Below are 17,758 nucleotides of genomic sequence, written 5' to 3'. Positions count from 1 at the left end.
GCTCAGTCCACGGACAGGCCGAGGACGTCGAACATGGAATACTTGCCGGGGGCGCGGCCGTCGCACCACAGGGCGGCGCGCACCGCGCCCTTGGCGAAGACGGCGCGGTCGCTGGCCTTGTGGGTCAGCTCCACCCGCTCGCCGTCGGCGGCGAAGACCACCGTGTGATCGCCCACCACATCGCCGCCCCGCAGGGTGGCGAAGCCGATGTCGCCGGCCTTGCGCGGCCCGGTGTGGCCTTCGCGCGCCCATACCGCCGCCTCGTCCAGCGCCACGCCGCGCCCGGCCGCCGCCGCGCGGCCCAGGCCGAGCGCCGTGCCCGAGGGCGCGTCCACCTTGTGGCGATGGTGCATCTCGACGATTTCGACATCGTAATCAATCCCCAGCGTGGCGGCGACCTTCTGGGTCAGGGCGAACAGCAGGTTGACGCCCACGCTCATGTTGGGCGCGAGCACGATGGGGGTCTTCTCGCCCAGCCGCCCGATCTCGGCCTCCTGCTCGGCCGACAGGCCGGTGGTGCCGATGATGAGCGCCGTGCCGGTTTCGGCGGCGAGGTCGGCGTGGCGCATGGTGGGCTCGGGCCGGGTGAAATCGATCACCGCGTCAGCGGCCTGGAACAGGGCCTTGGGATCATCGGTGACGGTGACGCCGGCGTCGTCGGCGCCGACCAGCGCGCCCAGGTCGCGACCGATGGCGGGGCTGCCTTCGGGCTCGGTGCCGCCGGCAAGCTCTGCGCCGTCGGTCTTCAGCACCTCGCGCACCAGCATCTGCCCCATGCGGCCGGCGCAGCCGACGATCCCGATCTTCATGGCCTGTCTCCGTAGTCGTGTTGCCCGTGGTGCCAGCGTTATAGCAACAGCGGCGCGTGCTTGACACCCGCCGCGATGCCGCGCACTGTTTGCGGCATGAGCACGCACGCGACCCATACCGCCCGATGCACGGGCCGTTGGTGGCGCCCCGACTGACGGGGCGGCCCACCACTCGCGCGCAAGCACGACACGCCGCCTCGGGGACGAGGCGGCTGTTTCTTTTTCCGAAGCATCACGCGGGCCCTGCCTGGGCCGTCTCTCCCCGGATCGAGATTTTCGACCACTGAGAGAGACGCCGAGCCATGACCGAGCCTTCGCCCACCCCCTACCGCACCGCCGGCGGCATCGCCGTGCGCCGCGCCGTGACGCCGCTGCCCTATGCCGGCGCCACCGAACCGCTCGCCGAGGCCCTGGACCGCCGGCCGGGGGTTCTGCTGGCGTCGTCCTACGAGTTCCCCGGCCGCTACAGCCGCTTCGACCTGGGTTTCCGCGACCCGCCGCTGGTGCTGACGGCGCGGGGACGGGAGGTTGGCGTGCGCGCCCTGAACGACCGGGGCCGCGTGCTGCTGCCGGCGGTGGCCGCCGCCTTCGACGCCCACGCCCAGCTCGGGCGCGCGGCGGCCGACGGCGACTGCGTCACGGCCACCGCCGCCGCGCCGCCGGAGCGCTTTGCCGAGGAGGAGCGCAGCCGCCAGCCCTCGGCCTTTTCGGCCGTTCGGGCGCTGACGGATCTGCTCGGCAGCCCCGACGACCCGCTGCTCGGCCTCTACGGCGCGTTTGGCTATGACATCGCGCTGGCCTTCGAGCGCATCCCCCACCGCCTGCCGCGCCCGGCCGATCACCGCGACATGGTGCTCTACCTGCCCGATTCGGTGATCTGGGTGGACCACGCGGCGCGGCGGGCGATCCGCGTCGACTACGATTTTACCGCCGCCGACGGTACGGCGACCGACGGCCTGCCGCGCGCGGTGGCCGACGATCCCTTCGTCGCCGCGCCCGACCGCGCCGTGGAGGACGACATGGCAAAGGGCATCTACGCCGGGATCGTTTCGGATGCGATACCGCGGTTTGCGCGTGGAGAGATGTTCGAATGCGTCCCCGGCCGCGTCTTCCGCCGTCCGGCCGCCACGGCGCCGTCGGTGCTGTTCCACCGGCTCAAGCGGCGCAATCCGGCGCCTTACGGCTTTCTCATGAACCTGGGCGGCGGCGAACACCTGGTGGGGGCGAGTCCCGAGATGTACGTGCGCGTCACCGGCGGCCGGGTGGAGACCTGCCCCATCTCGGGCACCATCAAGCGCGGCGCCGATGCGCTGGAGGATGCCGAGAATGTCCGCACCCTGCTCAACTCCGCCAAGGACGAGGCGGAGCTGACCATGTGCACCGACGTCGACCGCAACGACAAGGCGCGCGTCTGCGACCCCGCCAGCATCCGCATTATCGGGCGGCGGCAGGTCGAGATGTACTCGCGCCTCATCCACACCGTCGACCATGTGGAGGGCCGCCTGCGCCCCGGCTATGACGCCCTGGACGCCTTCCTGACCCACTGCTGGGCGGTCACCGTCACCGGCGCGCCCAAGCGGGCGGCCATGGCCCATATCGAGACCGTGGAGCAGAGCCCGCGCGCCTGGTACGGCGGCGCGGTCGGCATGGTCGGCTTCAACGGCGACATGAACACCGGCCTGACGCTGCGCACCATCCGGCTCAAGGATGGCGTGGCCGAGGTGCGCGCCGGCGCCACGCTGTTGTTCGACAGCGATCCGGCGGCGGAAGAGGCGGAAACGGTGCTCAAGGCGAGCGCGCTTCTCGACGTGCTGGACCGCGACGACACGGCCGCCGCCGCGCCGCCCATCGCGCCCGCGACGCCGGGGGCCGGCGTGCGCGTGCTGCTGGTCGACCACGAGGACAGCTTCGTCCACACGCTGGCGGGCTATCTGCGGGCGGCGGGGGCGGAGGCCGTCACGCACCGCGCGGGCTTCGACCCGGCGCTGCTCGACGACATCGCGCCCGACCTGGTGGTGCTGTCGCCAGGGCCGGGGCGGCCGGCGGACTTCGATGTGTCGGGGACGCTGTCGGCGGCCCTGGCGCGCGGGCTGCCGGTGTTCGGCGTCTGCCTGGGCCTGCAGGGCATCGTGGAGCATTTCGGCGGCACCCTCGGGCAACTGCCGACGCCCGTGCACGGCAAGCCCTCGACCGTGCGGCTGAAGGCCGGCGATCCGCTGTTCGCGGGGCTGCCGGAGACGGTGACCGTGGGGCGGTACCATTCCCTGTACGCCGCGGCGCTGCCCGAGGCGCTGGAGGCCACGGCGCGCAGCGACGACGGCATCGTCATGGCGGTGCGGCACCGCACCCTGCCGGTCTGCGCCTTGCAGTTTCACCCCGAAAGCCTGCTGACCGGCCGGGGCGGCGCCGGGGCGGCCATGATCGCCAACCTGTTCCGGGCGCTGGAAAAGGGGCGCCGGGAAGCCGCGTAGGGCTCAGGCGAGGCCGGTGCCGGCCCATCCGGCCACACCGGCCAGCCGCCGCATGCGGTGCGGGTTCATGCCGCCGAGCGCCAGCACCGGCACCGGGGCTTCGCGCGTCCACAGACTCGCCCGCCAGGGGCCGAGGGTGGCGGCGCCGGGATGGCTGGACGTCGGGAACACCGGCGACAGCAGGGCGACATCGGCCTTCAGGCGGGCGGCCACGGCCAAGGCGCCCCGGTCGTGGGCGGCGACGGCGAGCAGGCCCCCCGTCCGCCGCCGCCACGCAAGGGCGGGGGAGAGGACGCCGTGGCGGGCCAGGCCCTCGGGCAGGTGCAGGCCGTCTGCTCCCAGTCGTGCGGCCAGGCGCCAGTCGCCGGCCACCAGAAGCGTGATCCCGCGCCGCCGGCAGACGGCGGCGAGGCGCACGCCCAGGGCTTCGCGGTTCGGCGCGTCGTAGTGGCGGAAGACGATGGCCGCACCGCGCGGCAGCGCCGCCGCCGCCGCCGCCGGGTCGGGCATGCGGCGCGTGTCGGTGACGGTCAGGGTGGGGGCGCGGCGCGTCTTTGCGCCGGCGCTGCGGCTTGCTAAGGTGCGGGTCTTCATGCCCCTGATCCTAGCCACGGACCCGATCCCGCGCCATGACCGCTGACGATTTCGATTCCGCCGCCGCCCTTTCCGAGGTGAAGGAGGCCATCGCCAAGGCCGAAAGCGACGCCGCCCGCCCCGAGGGCGCGGTGACGCTCGTGGCCGTCTCCAAGGTGCACGGGGCGGATCGCATCGTGCCGGTGCTTCAGGCCGGCCACCGCGTCTTCGGCGAGAACCGCGTGCAGGAGGCGCAGGGCAAGTGGCCGGCCCTGAAGGAGCGGTTTCCCGACGTGGAACTGCACCTGATCGGCCCGTTGCAGTCCAACAAGGCGGGCGACGCCGTGGCGCTGTTCGATGTGATCGAGAGCGTCGACCGCGAGAAGATCGCCAAAGTGCTCGCCGCCGAGATGGACAAGCAGGGCCGCCGCGTCCCCGTTCTGGTGCAGATCAACACCGGCAAGGAGCCCCAGAAGGCCGGCATCGACCCCGAGGACGCCGACGCCTTCATCGCCCGCTGCCGGGACGAGTTCGGCCTGGAGGTGCGCGGCGTCATGTGCATTCCGCCGGTGGACGAGGAACCGGCCCTGCATTTCGCCCTGCTGCGCGAGATCGCCCGCCGCAACGGCCTGCCGGTCCTGTCCATGGGCATGAGCGACGACTACCCGACGGCGATCGCGCTGGGCGCGACCCATGTTCGCGTCGGCACCGCGGTATTCGGGCACCGTCCGACGAAAGGGTAGGAGCGGGGCGGGCAGGGGAGGCCGTCGCGGCCGCCGCATCAGGGCGTCGGTGGATGATCGTCGGCCAGGCACTTGTCGTGATCGGACAGGATCTCGATCACGCGGCACCGGTCGACCGTTCCGCATTCGCAATGCTCCGTCATGCGCTCCAGTTCGGCTTCCAGAAGCTTGAGCCGCTGGATGCGGTGGCGCACCGACTCCAGGTTCCGGCGGGCGATGCGATCGGCCTCGGCGCAGGATGCCGCCGGCGTTTCCGTCAGCCCCAGCAGGTCGCGGATGTCGTCGAGCGGGAATCCCAGGTCGCGCGCATGGCGGATGAAGGTCAGGCGCTCGGCGTGGCGGTCGGTGTAGACCCGGTGGTTGCCGGCCGTGCGCGCCGGCGGCGGCATGAGGCCCACCTGCTCGTAATAGCGGATGGTCGGAACCTTGCAGCCGCTGGCCCGCGCCAGCCGGCCGATGGAGAACGTGGGATCGGACATGGTCGCATTTTCCGCTTGAAGCTATAGCGACTAGAGAATTTAGGGTGCGGGCTATGAAGATCAAACCCGTGAACCCGTGAGGAACCGACCATGGCCGGTCAATGCTGCGGCACCAACGCCCGTTTCGACGGCACGTCGCGCGCCTATCGCCGCGTGTTGTGGGCCGTCATCGCCATCAACGCCACCATGTTCGTCGTCGAAATGGCGGCCGGCCTGGCGGCCCGGTCCCAGGCGTTGCAGGCCGACGCGCTGGATTTCCTGGGCGATTCGGCGACCTACGGCATCAGCCTCGCCGTCATCGGCATGGCGGCGACCGTGCGGGCCAAGGCGGCGCTGGTGAAGGGCATCAGCCTGTCGATCATTGGCCTTTGGGTACTGGGCAGCACCCTCTATCGCGTCACGGTGCTGGGCACCCCGGAGGCGCCGGTGATGGGCGCCATCGGCTTCCTGTCCCTGGTGGCCAACCTGGGCAGCGTGCTTCTGCTGATGCGCTGGCGCAACGGCGACGCCAACGTGCGCTCGGTGTGGCTGTGCAGCCGCAACGACGCCATCGGCAACGTGGCCGTGATGCTGGCCGCCAGCGGCGTCTGGGCCACCGGCACCGGCTGGCCGGACGTGATCGTCGCGGCGATCATGGCGGGGCTGTTCCTGTGGTCGTCGGTCCAGATCATCGGCCAGGCCCGCCGTGAACTGGCGGATGCCGCCACGGCCTCGGCGCCGGCGGAATAGCCCCGCCGGATCAGCGCCGCCGTCCGGCCGCGCGGGCCACCTGCATCAGCGCGCGGGCGCACATTTCCTCGGCCGGCAGCCCGGTGGACTTGCAGTCGATTTCCGCCTCCAGCAGCAGGTCCAGGGCCTGCCCGATCAGCGGCACGGTCCAGCGCCGCATCTGGCCCTGGAAGCGGTTGGCGACCTTGAAGAACACCGGCGGGCGGAGCGACTTCATGGCCGCCTCGGGGCTCTTGCCGGCCTCCACGGCGCCGACCGCCAGGTGCAGGCGCTGGAAATGGCGCTGCACCATGCGCAGGATCTGCACCGGGTTGGTGCCTTCGCGGAACAGGCGGTCGAGCATGCGCTGGGTGCCGGCGATGTCGCCGTCGGCGACGGCATTGCTCAGGTCGTCCAGGCCGAGCGACGCCGAGTCGCCGACACAGGCCGCCGCGTCCTCCAGCGTCACCTCGCCGCCGGCCGCACCCTTGTAGAGCACCAGCTTTTCCAGCTCGGCGCGGGTGAGCTGCCGGTCGCCCCCCAGGTGCGAGAGCAGGAAGGCCATGGCGTCGGGCGAGGTCCGCAGGCCCGCCGCCCCCAGGGTGTCGCGCACCACCGTTTCCAGCCCGGCGCCCTCGTCGGCGTAGCAGGGCAGGGCCGCGGCGATGTCGGCGCCCTCGCACAGCTTGCGCAGCGACGACGACTTGCCCAGGTCGCCGGCCTGGAGGATGACCAGCGAATCTCCCTTGGGGTCCTCGATGAACGGCTTCACGCGGGCGGTGACGGCGTCGGCGGCGTCGCGCAGGCGCACGACGCGCCGGCCGCCGGTCAACGCCATGGCGGCGGCCTCGTCGACCAGGCGCGACGGGTCTTCCTTGAGCGTCGCGGCGGTCAGGTCGGCGACGCGGAAGGGGTCGGACGGGTCATCGACGACGGCGCGGGTCAGCTTGTCCACGCGCTCGCGCACAAGGCCGGTGTCCGGGCCGTAGACCAGCACCACCCGGACCTTGGGATCGGGCCGGGCGACGAAGGCCTCGATGCGCCCGCCGCTGAGCTTCACGCCTCCCCCTGCTCCACGAAGTACGTGGACAGGCGGTTGACGATCTGGCGGGCGACGTCCTCGGCGGCCCGGCGCTCGGCATCCTCGCGCGAGACGATGGCGGCGTACTGGTCGTCCAGGATGTTGTAGCTGGCGATGGACCGCGCCGTCTTCTGCAGCACCCGCTCGCCGTCGCGCGTCAGTTCGTAGTCGACGGTGTAGAAGACGTTGGCGCGGGTTGCGGTGGCGTCCTTGCGGATGCCGACCTCCGTGCTGGTCAGGTCGGCCGAGAAGCTGAGGTTGTAGACCTTGGGCACGTTCCGCCCCGCCGCCGCCACCTGGCGCTCGATCTCGGTGCGCATGATCTGGCCGATGCGGTCGCCCGCGATGCCGACGCGGATCGCCGCCAACTGGCGCGACGCCATGCCGTTGCGGGCGCCGCCCCCGTACATGGGCTGGTAGCCGCAGGCCGCGGTGGCGAGCGCCAGGCCCGCCGCCCCGGCGCCGCGCAGCAGGGCGCGGCGCGTGGTCAGGACTCGGCCGCTCATTTCGCCGCCACCACGTTGACGATCTTGCCGGGCACGACGATCACCTTGCGCGGCGGCTTGCCGCCCAGTTGTGCCTGCACGTTGGGCAGGTCGAGCGCCAGCTTTTCGGCCTCGTCCTTGGGGCAGTCCTTCGGCACCTCGATGGTGCCGCGCAGCTTGCCGTTGACCTGCACGGCCAGCGTGACGGTGTCGTCCACCAGCATGGACGGGTCGGCCTTGGGCCAGGGCGTTTCCGCCAGGATGGTGTCGTGGCCCAGGCGCTGCCAGATCTCCTCGGCGATGTGCGGCGTCAGCGGGTTGAGCAGCCGCACCACCGTTTCCAGACCGAACCGGACGGCGGCGGGGTCGGCCTTGCCGTCCTTGACCGCATCGGCGACGGCGTTGGTCAGTTCGCGCACGCGGGCGACGACGGTGTTGAAGCGAAGGGCCTCCAGGTCGGCCGTCACGCCGTCGATGGTCTTGTGGGCGGCCTTGACCAGCGCCAGCGACTCGTCGGCCGCTCCCTCGGGCGAGGGGCCGCCGGGCACGGCCGGCCCCAGGTCCAACTCGGACGCCACGGCCAGGCGCCACAGGCGGTTGAGGTAGCGCCAGGCGCCCTCGATGCCGGCGTCCGACCAGTCCAGGTCGCGGTCCGGCGGGCTGTCGGACAGCATGAACAGGCGTGCGGCGTCGGCGCCGTAGGTGTCGATGATGTGGGTCGGATCGACGGTGTTCTTCTTCGATTTGGACATCTTCTCCGACCGGCCCACGGTGATGGGCGCACCGTCGGAGAGGCGCTTGGCCGTGCCGTCGGGGGTTTTTTCCACATCGCCCGGCTCGACCCACTTGCCGTTCGGGTCCTTGTAGGTCTCGTGGTTGATCATGCCCTGGGTGAACAGGCCGGCGAAGGGTTCCGCCGCCGACAGATAGCCGCAATCGCGCAGCGCGCGCGTGAAGAAGCGCGAGTACAGCAGGTGCAGCACCGCGTGCTCGATGCCGCCGATGTACTGGTCGACGGGCAGCCAGTGGTCCGCGCGCTCCTTCGAGAAGCCGAGCGCGTCGTTGGTCGGGTCGGCGAATCGGGCGAAGTACCACGACGACTCGAAGAAGGTGTCGAAGGTGTCCGTCTCGCGTCGGGCCGCCTTGCCGCAGGCGGGGCAGTCCACGTGCTTCCAGGTCGGGTGATGGTCCAGCGGGTTGCCCGGCTTGTCGAAGGAGACATCCTCGGGCAGTTCCACGGGCAGCTGGTCCTCGGGCACGGGCACGGCGCCGCAGCTCTCGCAGTGGATGATGGGGATGGGGCAGCCCCAGTAGCGCTGGCGGGAAACGCCCCAGTCGCGCAGGCGGAACTGGATGGTGCCGGTGCCCTTGTCCAGCGTCTCCAGCTTCTCGATGGCGGCGCGCTTGGCGGCGTCCGTCTCCATGCCGTCCAGGAAGCCCGAGTTCACGGCGATGCCGGGGTCGGTGTAGGCCTCGGTGGCGTGCACCGCCATCTCGCGCGAAAAGGTCTCGACATCGGCATCGGCGGGCGCGACGACGGCCTTGACCGGCAGGTCGTACTTGCGCGCGAAGTCCATGTCGCGCTGGTCGTGGCCGGGGCAGGCGAAGATGGCGCCGGTGCCGTACTGCATGAGCACGAAATTCGCCACCCACACCGGCAGCTCCCACGACGGGTCCAGCGGGTGGCGCACCGTCAGGCCGGTGTCGTAGCCCTTCTTCTCGGCCGTCTCGATGGCCTCTTCCGAGGTGCCGATGCGGTCGCATTCGGCAATGAAGTCCTTGAGCTTCGGGTCACGCTCGGCCAGCGCCGCCGTCAGCGGGTGGTGCGGCGACAGGGCGACGAAGCTGGCGCCGAACAGCGTGTCGGGCCGGGTGGTGAACACCTCGACGTGCGGCAGGTCGTAGGCCAGCTTGCCCGCCGGCTGCGCCACGATGTCGAACCTGACCCGCGCGCCTTCCGACTTGCCGATCCAGTTGTGCTGCATGGTCCGGACCTTCTCCGGCCAGCGCGGCAGGTCGTCCAGCGCGGCCAGAAGGTCGTCGGCGTAGTGGGTGATCTTGAGGAACCACTGGTTCAGCTCGCGGCGTTCCACGGGCGCGCCCGAGCGCCAGCCCTTGCCGTCGATCACCTGCTCGTTGGCGAGCACCGTGTTTTCCACCGGGTCCCAGTTCACCCAGCTTTTCTTGCGGTAGGCGAGGCCGGCCTTCAGGAAATCCAGGAACATCTTCTGCTCGTGCCGGTAGTATTCCGGCTCGCAGGTGGAGATTTCCCGGCTCCAGTCGATGGACAGGCCCATGGGCTTGAACTGGTCGCGCATGGCCTTGATGTTCTCGCGCGTCCACTTGCCCGGATGCACGCCGCGCTCGATGGCGGCGTTTTCCGCCGGCAGGCCGAAGGCGTCCCAGCCCATGGGGTGCAGCACCGCATGGCCCTGGGCGCGCTTGGCGCGGGCCACCACGTCGCCCAGCGTGTAGTTGCGCACGTGCCCCATGTGGATTCGCCCCGACGGATACGGGAACATCTCCAGTACGTAGTACTTGGCCTTGTCCGGGTCCTCGGTGGCGGTGAAGCAGCCGCGGTCGTCCCAGACCTTCTGCCACTTTTCCTCGGTTTCCTTGACGGTGTAGCGGTCGTCGGGACGCGACATCGTGGCAACTTCCTGCTTGCGTCTGTGGGGAACGTGTGGGGCGCGGAAAAACCGGCGCGGCCGGCGCCGGTCAGCCTTCGTTGGAGGCCATGCGCAGTTCGCGGGCGCGCATCAGAACGGCGTCTTCAAGCTCGGTGGCGACGCCCGGCGCGACCGGCGCGTCCACCCAGCCGCCGCCCTGCGGGTCGCGGACCTGGCGGAAGACGGTGACCTTCAGGCCGTCGGCGCGCAGCTCGCGGCCCAGGATGTAGGCATTGGCCTTGAAGCGCTCGCCGGGGGTGGCGGGGTCGGCGTACCAGTCGGTGATGATGACGCCGCCGAACGGATCGGCGCTGACCAGCGGCATGAACGACACGGTGTCCAGGGTCGCGCGCCACAGCCAGGCATTGACGCCGATGCCGGTGCCGCCGCCGTTGGCACCCTTGTCGCCGCCGAACAGCAGCCCGCCCTCACCGAAGACAGTGTCCCGGTTCTCCAGGTCCTCGCGGGCCGTGGTCATCTCGTACACGCCGCCGGGATTCTTGCGGACCTTTTTGTCCTGGGGGAACACCGCCTCGGTCTGGCTGCAGGCGGCGAGCGCCACCACGGCGGCCAGCGACACCAGGGCGCTGCGGACGGCGGGGGTGCGGCGGCGGGCGCTGAACGTGGTCTTCATGAACTCTCTCTCATCATGCGACAGGCGGTGCGCGACGGCGGCCGGCCCCGATTGCGGGTCCGGCGACCGCGTCGGCCACCTTTATATATATACCGCGCGCGCGGCAAGGGCGCGAGAGCCGACTGGCCGGTTAGGTTGTTGCAGGTCTGCCACAGTGTGCAGAAAAGAACACGTTTCTCCGGATCGGCGAATTGACCTTTCTCATACCTCGTGGCTAATTGTCCACCGTAGCCGCTGAGGAGAAACCTCCATGGGGGTCCCCCGGCGGACAATTCAGTTTCGGCTTTGCAAACTCGATTTGCGAGAGAAGAGGAAGACATCATGAAGAAGGTCCTGCTTGGCACCTCCGCGCTGATCGCCGCGGCTGCCATCTCCGCTCCGGCCATGGCCCAGGAGCAGATCCAGCTCGGCATCGGCGGTAAGATGGAGCAGTACTTCGGCGTCACGTCGTTCGACGACACCGCCGGTACTGACCTGAACACCACCGGCATCGACACCGACACCGAGGTGTACTTCACCGGCGCCACCACCCTGGACAACGGCCTGACCGTCGGTGCCGTGATCCAGCTCGAGGCTGAGGTTGTTCAGGGCGCCGCTGTCGCTGACGAGCAGTATGCCTACATCGAAGGTGCCTTCGGTCGCATCACCGCCGGTGAAGTGAACGGCGTCGGTGGCCGTCTGGCCCACGTCGCTCCGGCCTTCGGTCTCGCCAAGGGTGACGTCGAGGACTGGACCGGTCAGGCTCCGGGCATGGGCCGCTTCAATAGCAACGAGACCACCTGGTCCGCTGACGATGCGTCGATCAGCTACGTCACGCCGTCTCTGGCCGGCTTCTCGGCTGGTGTGACCTACACCCCGACCCCGGGCTCGGCCCTGCTGAACAACAACGTTCAGACCAGCGCCACCACCCGCGAGACGCACGACGGCCTCCAGGCCGCCATCGCCTACAACGGCGAGTTCTCCGGCGTCGGCATCGGCGCGGACGTTGCCTACGAGCAGCAGACTGCCGATGACGTCGTGGGTGGCCAGGACTTCGAGGACCTGAAGCGCTGGCGCGCCGGCCTCGTGCTGAGCTACGCCGGCTTCCAGTTCGGCGGTTCCTACCTGGAAACCGACAACCTGACGGGTGCCAACACCGGCACCATCGGTGGCGTGGCTCTGACCAGCTACGACGAGGACGCTTACGCCTGGGACATCGGCGCGGGCTACACCGTCGGTCCGTACGGCGTGTCGCTGACCTACAGCGCCACGAATGCCGAGCTGGCTGGCTCCGCTGTTGGCGCCACCGCGTCGGCTGATAGCGACTACCAGCAGCTGAACCTGAACGGCACCTACGACCTGGGTCCGGGCATCACGCTCGCCGGCTCGGTCTTCTGGGCCGAGAGCGAGACCGAAGCCACCACCACCGTCGGCGGCGTCACCACCACCGCCAGCACCGACACTGACGGCACTGGCGCCGTGGTCGGTCTGCAGCTGTCCTTCTAATCGAAGGCTGCTACAGTACGGTCAAGGGAAGGGAGCGGCATTCGCCGCTCCCTTTTCCTTTCCGGCATGACGGAAACGGGCGCCTCTGACGGAGGCGCCCGTTTTTCGTTCCCTGGGGGCGTGGCTTTCCCGTGGCGATCCCGTTTGCCCGACGCGCGGGCGGCAGCCGGCTGCCGAAGGCAAAGGACGTCCCCGGCCCTGGGGCCGCCGCGCCGCCGGGGGCGGCGGCCCCAGGGCTCCGCTTCCTGCGCGCGGCACGCGCCCAGGCCGGTGATTCGTTGGCGCCTCGGGAAATCTCGATCACCGTTGCGGGCGGCCTCCTCGGTCTCGTTCCGAAAAAACGGATGGGTTTGAAGGCCGTGTCTTGCAAGCGGGTACGGGCAGCGGCCCGCGCGGCCCCGGCCGCACCCTTTCGCACGAAAAAGGCCGGCACCCCTTTGGGCACCGGCCTTCGCCGCGTCTTGACGGTGCAATGGTCAGAGGATGAACTTGCTCAGGTCGCCCTTCTCGGCCAGTCCGCCGACACGCTCGTGCACCAGGTCGGGCGTGATGGGTACGGTTTCACCGGTGCGGTCGGAGGCCGTGAAGCTGATCTCTTCCAGCAGGCGCTCCATCACCGTGTGCAGGCGGCGGGCGCCGATGTTTTCCACCGACTTGTTGATGTCGGCGGCCAGCCCCGCGATGGCGTCGATGGCGTCGTCGTGGAAATCCAGCGTCAGCCCTTCGGTCTCCATCAGCGCCTTGTACTGCTTGATGAGGCTGGCCTCGGGCTCGGTCAGGATGCGCTTGAAGTCGTCCTTGGTCAGCGCCTTCAGCTCCACGCGGATGGGCAGCCGGCCCTGAAGCTCGGGCAGCAGGTCCGACGGCTTGGCAAGGTGGAACGCGCCCGAGGCGATGAACAGGATGTGGTCGGTCTTCACGGTGCCGTGCTTGGTGGCGACTGTCGTGCCCTCGATCAGCGGCAGCAGGTCGCGCTGCACGCCCTCGCGCGAGACGTCGCCGCCGCGGGCGTCGGAGCGCGTGGTGATCTTGTCGATCTCGTCCAGGAAGACGATGCCGTTGTTCTGCACCGATTCGATGGCCTCGCGCGTGACCTCTTCCTCGTCCAGAAGCTTGTCGCTTTCCTCGCGCACCAGCACGTCATAGCTGTCGCGTACGTGCATCTTGCGCGGCTTCTGGCGGCCGCCGAAGGCCTTGCCGAACAGGTCGTTGAGGTTGAGCATCCCCATCTGGGCGCCCGGCATGCCGGGGATGTCCATGGTGGGCAGCTGGCCGGCACCGGTGTCCTGCACCATGACCTCGATCTCGCGGTCGTTCAGCTCGCCCTCGCGCAGCATCTTGCGGAACTTCTGCCGCGTCTCCTTGCTGGCGTTCTGGCCGACCAGCGCGTCGATGACCCGTTCCTCGGCGTTCAGTTCGGCCTTGGCGGTGACGGACTTGCGCATGCGGTCGCGGGTGTCGTTGATGGCGATTTCCACCAGGTCGCGGACGATGCTTTCCACGTCGCGGCCCACATAGCCCACCTCGGTGAACTTGGTCGCCTCCACCTTCAGGAAGGGCGCCTGCGCCAGCTTGGCGAGCCGTCGCGCGATTTCCGTCTTGCCGACGCCGGTCGGCCCGATCATCAGGATGTTCTTGGGCAGCACTTCCTCGCGCAGGCCCTCGGGCAACTGCTGACGGCGCCAGCGGTTGCGCAGCGCGATGGCGACGGCGCGCTTGGCCTCGCCCTGGCCGACGATGAAACGGTCCAGCTCCGAAACAATTTCGCGGGGGGAGAAACTGGTCATAGCGCTTCCACCGTCAGGTTGTCGTTGGTGTAGATGCAGATGTCGCCGGCGATCTTCATGGCCTTGCGGGCGATGTCCTCGGCCTCCATCCCGTCCACGTCGACCAGCGCGCGGGCGGCCGACAGGGCAAACGCGCCGCCCGAGCCGATGCCGATCAGCCCGTCCTCGGGCTCCAGCACGTCGCCGTTGCCCGTCAGCACCAGCGAGACATCGGCGTCGGCGACGGCCATCATGGCCTCCAGCCGGCGCAGATAGCGGTCGGTGCGCCAGTCCTTGGCAAGCTCCACGCAGGCGCGCGTAAGCTGGCCGGGATGCTGCTCCAGCTTGGCTTCCAGGCGTTCGAACAGGGTGAAGGCGTCGGCCGTGGCGCCGGCGAATCCCGCGATGACACTGCCGTCGCCCAAACGCCGGACCTTGCGCGCGTTGGCCTTCATGACCGTGTTGCCGAAGGAAACCTGCCCGTCGCCGGCAATGACGACGCGGCCGTTCTTGCGCACGGACAAAATGGTGGTGCCGTGCCAGATGATGTCGGAAGAATCTTGGCTCATGGAACCCGCTGCGGTTGGTGGGTCCGAACGGCCGCCCGGACGGGGGCCGTGGCTAGGAATGAGCCGGAAGATGGGAAGATGCGGGCCCGCGGTCAACCCTGCCGAGGCGTCACTGCAATCATAACATTCAAATCACGGCCACGCGCTTTTCGGTTGCCACGCCCCGAAAGCAAAGGTATTCCTATGGGTTAAGAGATACGTATTCCGTGTATCACGCGGCGCCCGCGCGGCTCCGCTGATCCTGGTGGGGAGCAACGGTGGCGAGAGCATCCAGCAGCGGCGGCATCAGCCCGGCAAACCTGCGCGAGATGATCACGATGGTCGTCAAGGCGGCGCGAGAGGCCGGACAGACCGAATGCGTGACGCATCTTCTGCAAGCGCGCGAGTCCGTGACGCCTGACTCCGCGACTGGTTCCAAGACGGCGCACCGCTGACCGGCTGCACCTGTCCGCGAGGCGTCCGGCGCGGGACCCCATGCCCAGAGGATGATGATCATCCCCGATCCCGGCCGATCTGCCCGTCACCCGCCGTGGCCTTGACGCCGGGTGCGGCGGAAACCGATCAGTCGCGGCGGCCGACGGCCTTCAGCATCTTCAGAATGGCTTCGCGCTGCTCGTCGCTGGGCAGGCGCCAGTAGGCGTGGACCAGTTCCAGCGTCTCGTTCTTCTTCATGGGGTCCTGCTCGAACGGCGCCTGCGGCATTTCCGCCAGGCCGGCCATGGCAGGCAGGTTCTGGGTGGGGCGCTTGCCGGTGACCTGGTCGTCGATGTCCTCGAAGAAGTACTGGATCGGCACGCCCATGACGCGCGCGATGTCGTACAGGCGCGAGGCCGAGACACGGTTGGAGCCGCGTTCGTACTTCTGGATCTGCTGGAACGTCACGCCGACGGCAGCGGCGAGCTGTTCCTGGCTGAGGCCCAGAAGGGTCCGGCGAAGCCGCAGGCGGCTGCCTACGTGCACATCGACCGGGTCGGGCCCATATTCCTTGGCCGTAATGGGCTGCCGGCGTTTTTCAAAAGGCTTTTGGTTCTGCGTCACAGCGATACACCGTTGTAAATCATGAGGTCCGATCTATGCTAACCGGAGCGCTGTCAAGATATCGCGCCCCGGTTTGCGGCTCCAGTTGTTTCACAACCGCACCAACGCTCAAGACGTGCAGTTTTCAAGTCTGAACCGCCGTCTAATGCATTCAAAGTCATGAAGGATACCCTCGCGACATGCGTAAAGCGTCCGTCGATCGTGTCACCAAGGAAACCGAAATCAGTGTCAGCCTGAACCTGGACGGGACCGGGCAGTACGACGTGTCCACCGGAATCGGCTTCCTCGACCACATGCTTGAGCAATTCTCGCGCCACAGTCTCATCGACCTCACCGTGCGCGCCAAGGGCGACATCCACATCGACTTCCATCACACGGTGGAGGACACGGGGCTGGCCATCGGCATGGCGTTGACCAAGGCGCTCGGTGATCGCAAGGGAATCCGCCGTTACGGGAGCCAGGTGATCGTCATGGACGAGACCTCCACCGAGGTCTCGCTTGACCTGTCGAACCGCCCCTACCTTGTGTGGAAGGTGGCCTTCACGCGCGACAAACTGGGCGACTTCGACACGGAACTGTTCAAGGAATGGTACGCCGCGCTGGCCCAGACGGGGGGCATCACGTTGCATGTTGCAAACCGTTATGGCGAGAACAACCACCATATCATTGAAACTTGCTACAAGGCCCTGGCCCGCGCCCTGCGCCAGGCGGTGGAAATCGACCCACGGGCCGTGGACGCCGTGCCGTCCACCAAGGGCGTGCTGGGCGGCTCGCTCTGACGGCCTGCCACCGTCGACCAGTCTGACAGGGAAAACGCCGCACCGGGGCTCCGGCGCGGCGGTTTTTTCATCTTGTCACACGGTAGTGCGGTGTGACGTCGCGGTGACCGGCGCTCAGGCGGCCGAGGCGGCCGAGGCCGGCTGGCTGACCGGCACCAGCGCCCGCGCCGGTCCCTGCCAGGTGACCGAGGCGAAGGTGCCGCAGGCCGGGCAGGTGGGCGCCCACTGCGGCGGCACATGGCTGCATCTCTCGCACTGCCAGTGCGGCGGCACGGCGGAGCGGTCGCCGCTGGCGGCGTTGTCGGCGGCGCGCTTCAGCCAGTCCAGGGCGGCCTTCGTGTCGTTCATCTCGCCCTCTTCCACGCGCGCCATCAGGCGGGCGAAGCGGGGTCCGACGGGCTCTTCCGCCAGCGGCTTGAGCTTGGCGCGGGCCTGGCCCCACAGTTCGGCGTCCAGGGCGGCCTCGGCCGACAGCAGGCGGCTTTCCCGCGCCTCGGGGTTGACCTGCGCCAGCGCGTCGGCCCGCTTGGACCGCTTGAGCGCCCCCTCCTCCTCGAACAGCGCCAGATAGGCCGCGCCCAGGTCGGGGTGCGGGCTGCGCTTCCAGGTGGTCTCGATGACGTGGGCGGCCTTGCGCTCCTTGTTGTCCTGCTTGTAGGCGCGGGCCAGCAGCATGGCGGCGGGCACGAAGCCGGGGTCCCTCTCGTGGGCCTGCTTGGCGAGCTTTACGCCTTCCCACAGGGCGCCGTTGGCCAGGGCCCCTTCGGCGCGGGCGATGAGGAGGGTGGCGCGCAGGGTGTTCAGGCGCTCGCCGGTGAAGATGCCCGCCTTGGCGCCGGCGTCCAGCGTGCCCTGGGCGGCCTCGTACTCGCCGTTGCCGGCCTGCAGGTTGAACAGGGTTTCGCCGGCCCAGGCGGGGCGGCCCTTGGCGAAGGCGCGCTCGGCGTAGTCGCGCGCCCGCACGCGGTCGCCCGACGCCAGCGCCTGGTCCATCAGGCCGCGCAGGGCGGGCAGTTCGGTGTCGGAGTCGTCGAGCAGCGCCTCGAAGCGCTTGCGGGCATCGTCGCCGTCGCCGGACAGCAGGGCCGCCTGGGCGGCCAGGAGGCGCGTCGCCTGCGGCGCGTCGAGCAGCTTTTCCGCATCGCCGGCGTAGGAGCGCGCCCGGCGGGCGTCGCCGGCGGCGACGGCGGCATAGCCGCTGCCCAGCGCCGACAGGCCGCGCTTGCGGCGCTTTTCGCGCACGCTTTCGCGCACCACGCCGGGAATGGCGCCGATGCCGCGCAGGATGCGCAGGATGGCCCAGATGATCGCCACCACCACAAGGACGGCCAGCAGCAGGATGGGCACCGAGGTGTCCACCCGCCAGCCCTGCCAGACCAGGGTCACGTCGCCCGGGCGTTCCGCCAGCCAGACGGCGCCGGCGACGATCAGGGCGACGAGAACGATATAGCCGAGAACCCGTAGCATCG

At 69.4% G+C, this 17,758-nt stretch carries 17 protein-coding genes; 6 read left to right on the top strand and 11 right to left on the bottom strand.

Annotation, left to right across the window (positions count from 1 at the left end):
• Positions 1-2: 2 nt before the first annotated feature.
• Positions 3-809, bottom strand: coding sequence for a 4-hydroxy-tetrahydrodipicolinate reductase (gene dapB / locus LG334_RS00830; protein WP_404382383.1), 807 nt, complete (start codon positions 807-809; stop codon positions 3-5).
• A gap of 302 nt (positions 810-1,111) precedes the next feature.
• Between dapB and LG334_RS00825 the strand changes: the two genes are divergently transcribed.
• The gene (locus LG334_RS00825) at positions 1,112-3,280 is read left to right on the top strand and encodes an anthranilate synthase component I (RefSeq protein ID WP_404382381.1); all 2,169 of its coding nucleotides are present in this window, start codon (positions 1,112-1,114) and stop codon (positions 3,278-3,280) included.
• 3 nt (positions 3,281-3,283) lie between these two features.
• Here the strand turns inward: LG334_RS00825 and LG334_RS00820 are convergent, their stop codons facing one another.
• The gene (locus tag LG334_RS00820) at positions 3,284-3,874 is read right to left on the bottom strand and encodes a thiamine phosphate synthase (protein ID WP_404382379.1); all 591 of its coding nucleotides are present in this window, start codon (positions 3,872-3,874) and stop codon (positions 3,284-3,286) included.
• 35 nt (positions 3,875-3,909) lie between these two features.
• On the opposite strand from LG334_RS00820, the gene LG334_RS00815 reads away from it, so the two are divergent.
• Positions 3,910-4,596: a YggS family pyridoxal phosphate-dependent enzyme gene (locus tag LG334_RS00815; RefSeq protein ID WP_404382377.1), complete on the top strand. Its 687-nt coding sequence runs from the start codon at positions 3,910-3,912 to the stop codon at positions 4,594-4,596.
• Between the two features lie 38 nt (positions 4,597-4,634).
• On the opposite strand, the gene LG334_RS00810 is transcribed toward LG334_RS00815, so the two are convergent.
• The gene (locus tag LG334_RS00810; RefSeq protein ID WP_404382375.1) at positions 4,635-5,075 is read right to left on the bottom strand and encodes a helix-turn-helix domain-containing protein; all 441 of its coding nucleotides are present in this window, start codon (positions 5,073-5,075) and stop codon (positions 4,635-4,637) included.
• A 90-nt stretch (positions 5,076-5,165) separates the two neighbouring features.
• Between LG334_RS00810 and LG334_RS00805 the strand changes: the two genes are divergently transcribed.
• The gene (locus LG334_RS00805; protein WP_404382373.1) at positions 5,166-5,804 is read left to right on the top strand and encodes a cation transporter; all 639 of its coding nucleotides are present in this window, start codon (positions 5,166-5,168) and stop codon (positions 5,802-5,804) included.
• 10 nt (positions 5,805-5,814) lie between these two features.
• Here LG334_RS00805 and holA read toward each other — a convergent pair whose 3' ends face one another.
• The 4 genes from holA to LG334_RS00785 form a co-directional block, all read right to left on the bottom strand.
• The gene (gene holA / locus LG334_RS00800) at positions 5,815-6,843 is read right to left on the bottom strand and encodes a DNA polymerase III subunit delta (protein ID WP_404382371.1); all 1,029 of its coding nucleotides are present in this window, start codon (positions 6,841-6,843) and stop codon (positions 5,815-5,817) included.
• Positions 6,840-7,370 (bottom strand): LPS assembly lipoprotein LptE, encoded by a 531-nt coding sequence (lptE, locus tag LG334_RS00795; RefSeq protein WP_404382369.1) that lies wholly within the window; start codon positions 7,368-7,370, stop codon positions 6,840-6,842. The genes holA and lptE overlap by 4 nt, the downstream gene beginning before the upstream one ends.
• Entirely contained in the window at positions 7,367-9,997 is a 2,631-nt protein-coding gene (gene leuS, locus LG334_RS00790; protein ID WP_404382367.1) for a leucine--tRNA ligase, read from the bottom strand. The genes lptE and leuS overlap by 4 nt, the downstream gene beginning before the upstream one ends.
• A 70-nt stretch (positions 9,998-10,067) precedes the next feature.
• Positions 10,068-10,652, bottom strand: a complete 585-nt coding sequence (locus tag LG334_RS00785; RefSeq protein WP_404382365.1) for a DUF3576 domain-containing protein — start codon at positions 10,650-10,652, stop codon at positions 10,068-10,070.
• Between the two features lie 285 nt (positions 10,653-10,937).
• Between LG334_RS00785 and LG334_RS00780 the strand changes: the two genes are divergently transcribed.
• Complete coding sequence (locus LG334_RS00780; RefSeq protein WP_404382363.1) at positions 10,938-12,137, top strand: porin; 1,200 nt, start codon at positions 10,938-10,940, stop codon at positions 12,135-12,137.
• A gap of 476 nt (positions 12,138-12,613) precedes the next feature.
• Here the strand turns inward: LG334_RS00780 and hslU are convergent, their stop codons facing one another.
• Both hslU and hslV read right to left on the bottom strand, forming a co-directional pair.
• The gene (gene hslU / locus LG334_RS00775; RefSeq protein ID WP_404382361.1) at positions 12,614-13,924 is read right to left on the bottom strand and encodes an ATP-dependent protease ATPase subunit HslU; all 1,311 of its coding nucleotides are present in this window, start codon (positions 13,922-13,924) and stop codon (positions 12,614-12,616) included.
• Positions 13,921-14,472: an ATP-dependent protease subunit HslV gene (gene hslV, locus LG334_RS00770; RefSeq protein WP_404382359.1), complete on the bottom strand. Its 552-nt coding sequence runs from the start codon at positions 14,470-14,472 to the stop codon at positions 13,921-13,923. The genes hslU and hslV overlap by 4 nt, the downstream gene beginning before the upstream one ends.
• A gap of 257 nt (positions 14,473-14,729) precedes the next feature.
• Here hslV and LG334_RS00765 point away from each other — a divergent pair, with 257 nt between their 5' ends.
• Positions 14,730-14,906, top strand: coding sequence for a hypothetical protein (locus tag LG334_RS00765; RefSeq protein ID WP_404382357.1), 177 nt, complete (start codon positions 14,730-14,732; stop codon positions 14,904-14,906).
• 127 nt (positions 14,907-15,033) lie between these two features.
• Here LG334_RS00765 and LG334_RS00760 read toward each other — a convergent pair whose 3' ends face one another.
• Complete coding sequence (locus tag LG334_RS00760) at positions 15,034-15,510, bottom strand: helix-turn-helix domain-containing protein (protein WP_404382355.1); 477 nt, start codon at positions 15,508-15,510, stop codon at positions 15,034-15,036.
• 179 nt (positions 15,511-15,689) lie between these two features.
• Between LG334_RS00760 and hisB the strand changes: the two genes are divergently transcribed.
• The gene (gene hisB / locus LG334_RS00755) at positions 15,690-16,289 is read left to right on the top strand and encodes an imidazoleglycerol-phosphate dehydratase HisB (RefSeq protein ID WP_404382353.1); all 600 of its coding nucleotides are present in this window, start codon (positions 15,690-15,692) and stop codon (positions 16,287-16,289) included.
• A 114-nt stretch (positions 16,290-16,403) separates the two neighbouring features.
• Here hisB and LG334_RS00750 read toward each other — a convergent pair whose 3' ends face one another.
• Positions 16,404-17,756, bottom strand: a complete 1,353-nt coding sequence (locus LG334_RS00750) for a heme biosynthesis protein HemY (RefSeq protein WP_404382351.1) — start codon at positions 17,754-17,756, stop codon at positions 16,404-16,406.
• Positions 17,757-17,758: the final 2 nt, after the last annotated feature.

The organism is Caenispirillum salinarum (assembly GCF_044803115.1).
Taxonomy (GTDB): domain Bacteria; phylum Pseudomonadota; class Alphaproteobacteria; order Rhodospirillales; family Rhodospirillaceae; genus Caenispirillum; species Caenispirillum salinarum_A.
Note: the sequence above shows the minus strand (reverse complement) of the source record. Positions and strands in the feature narration are given on the sequence as shown.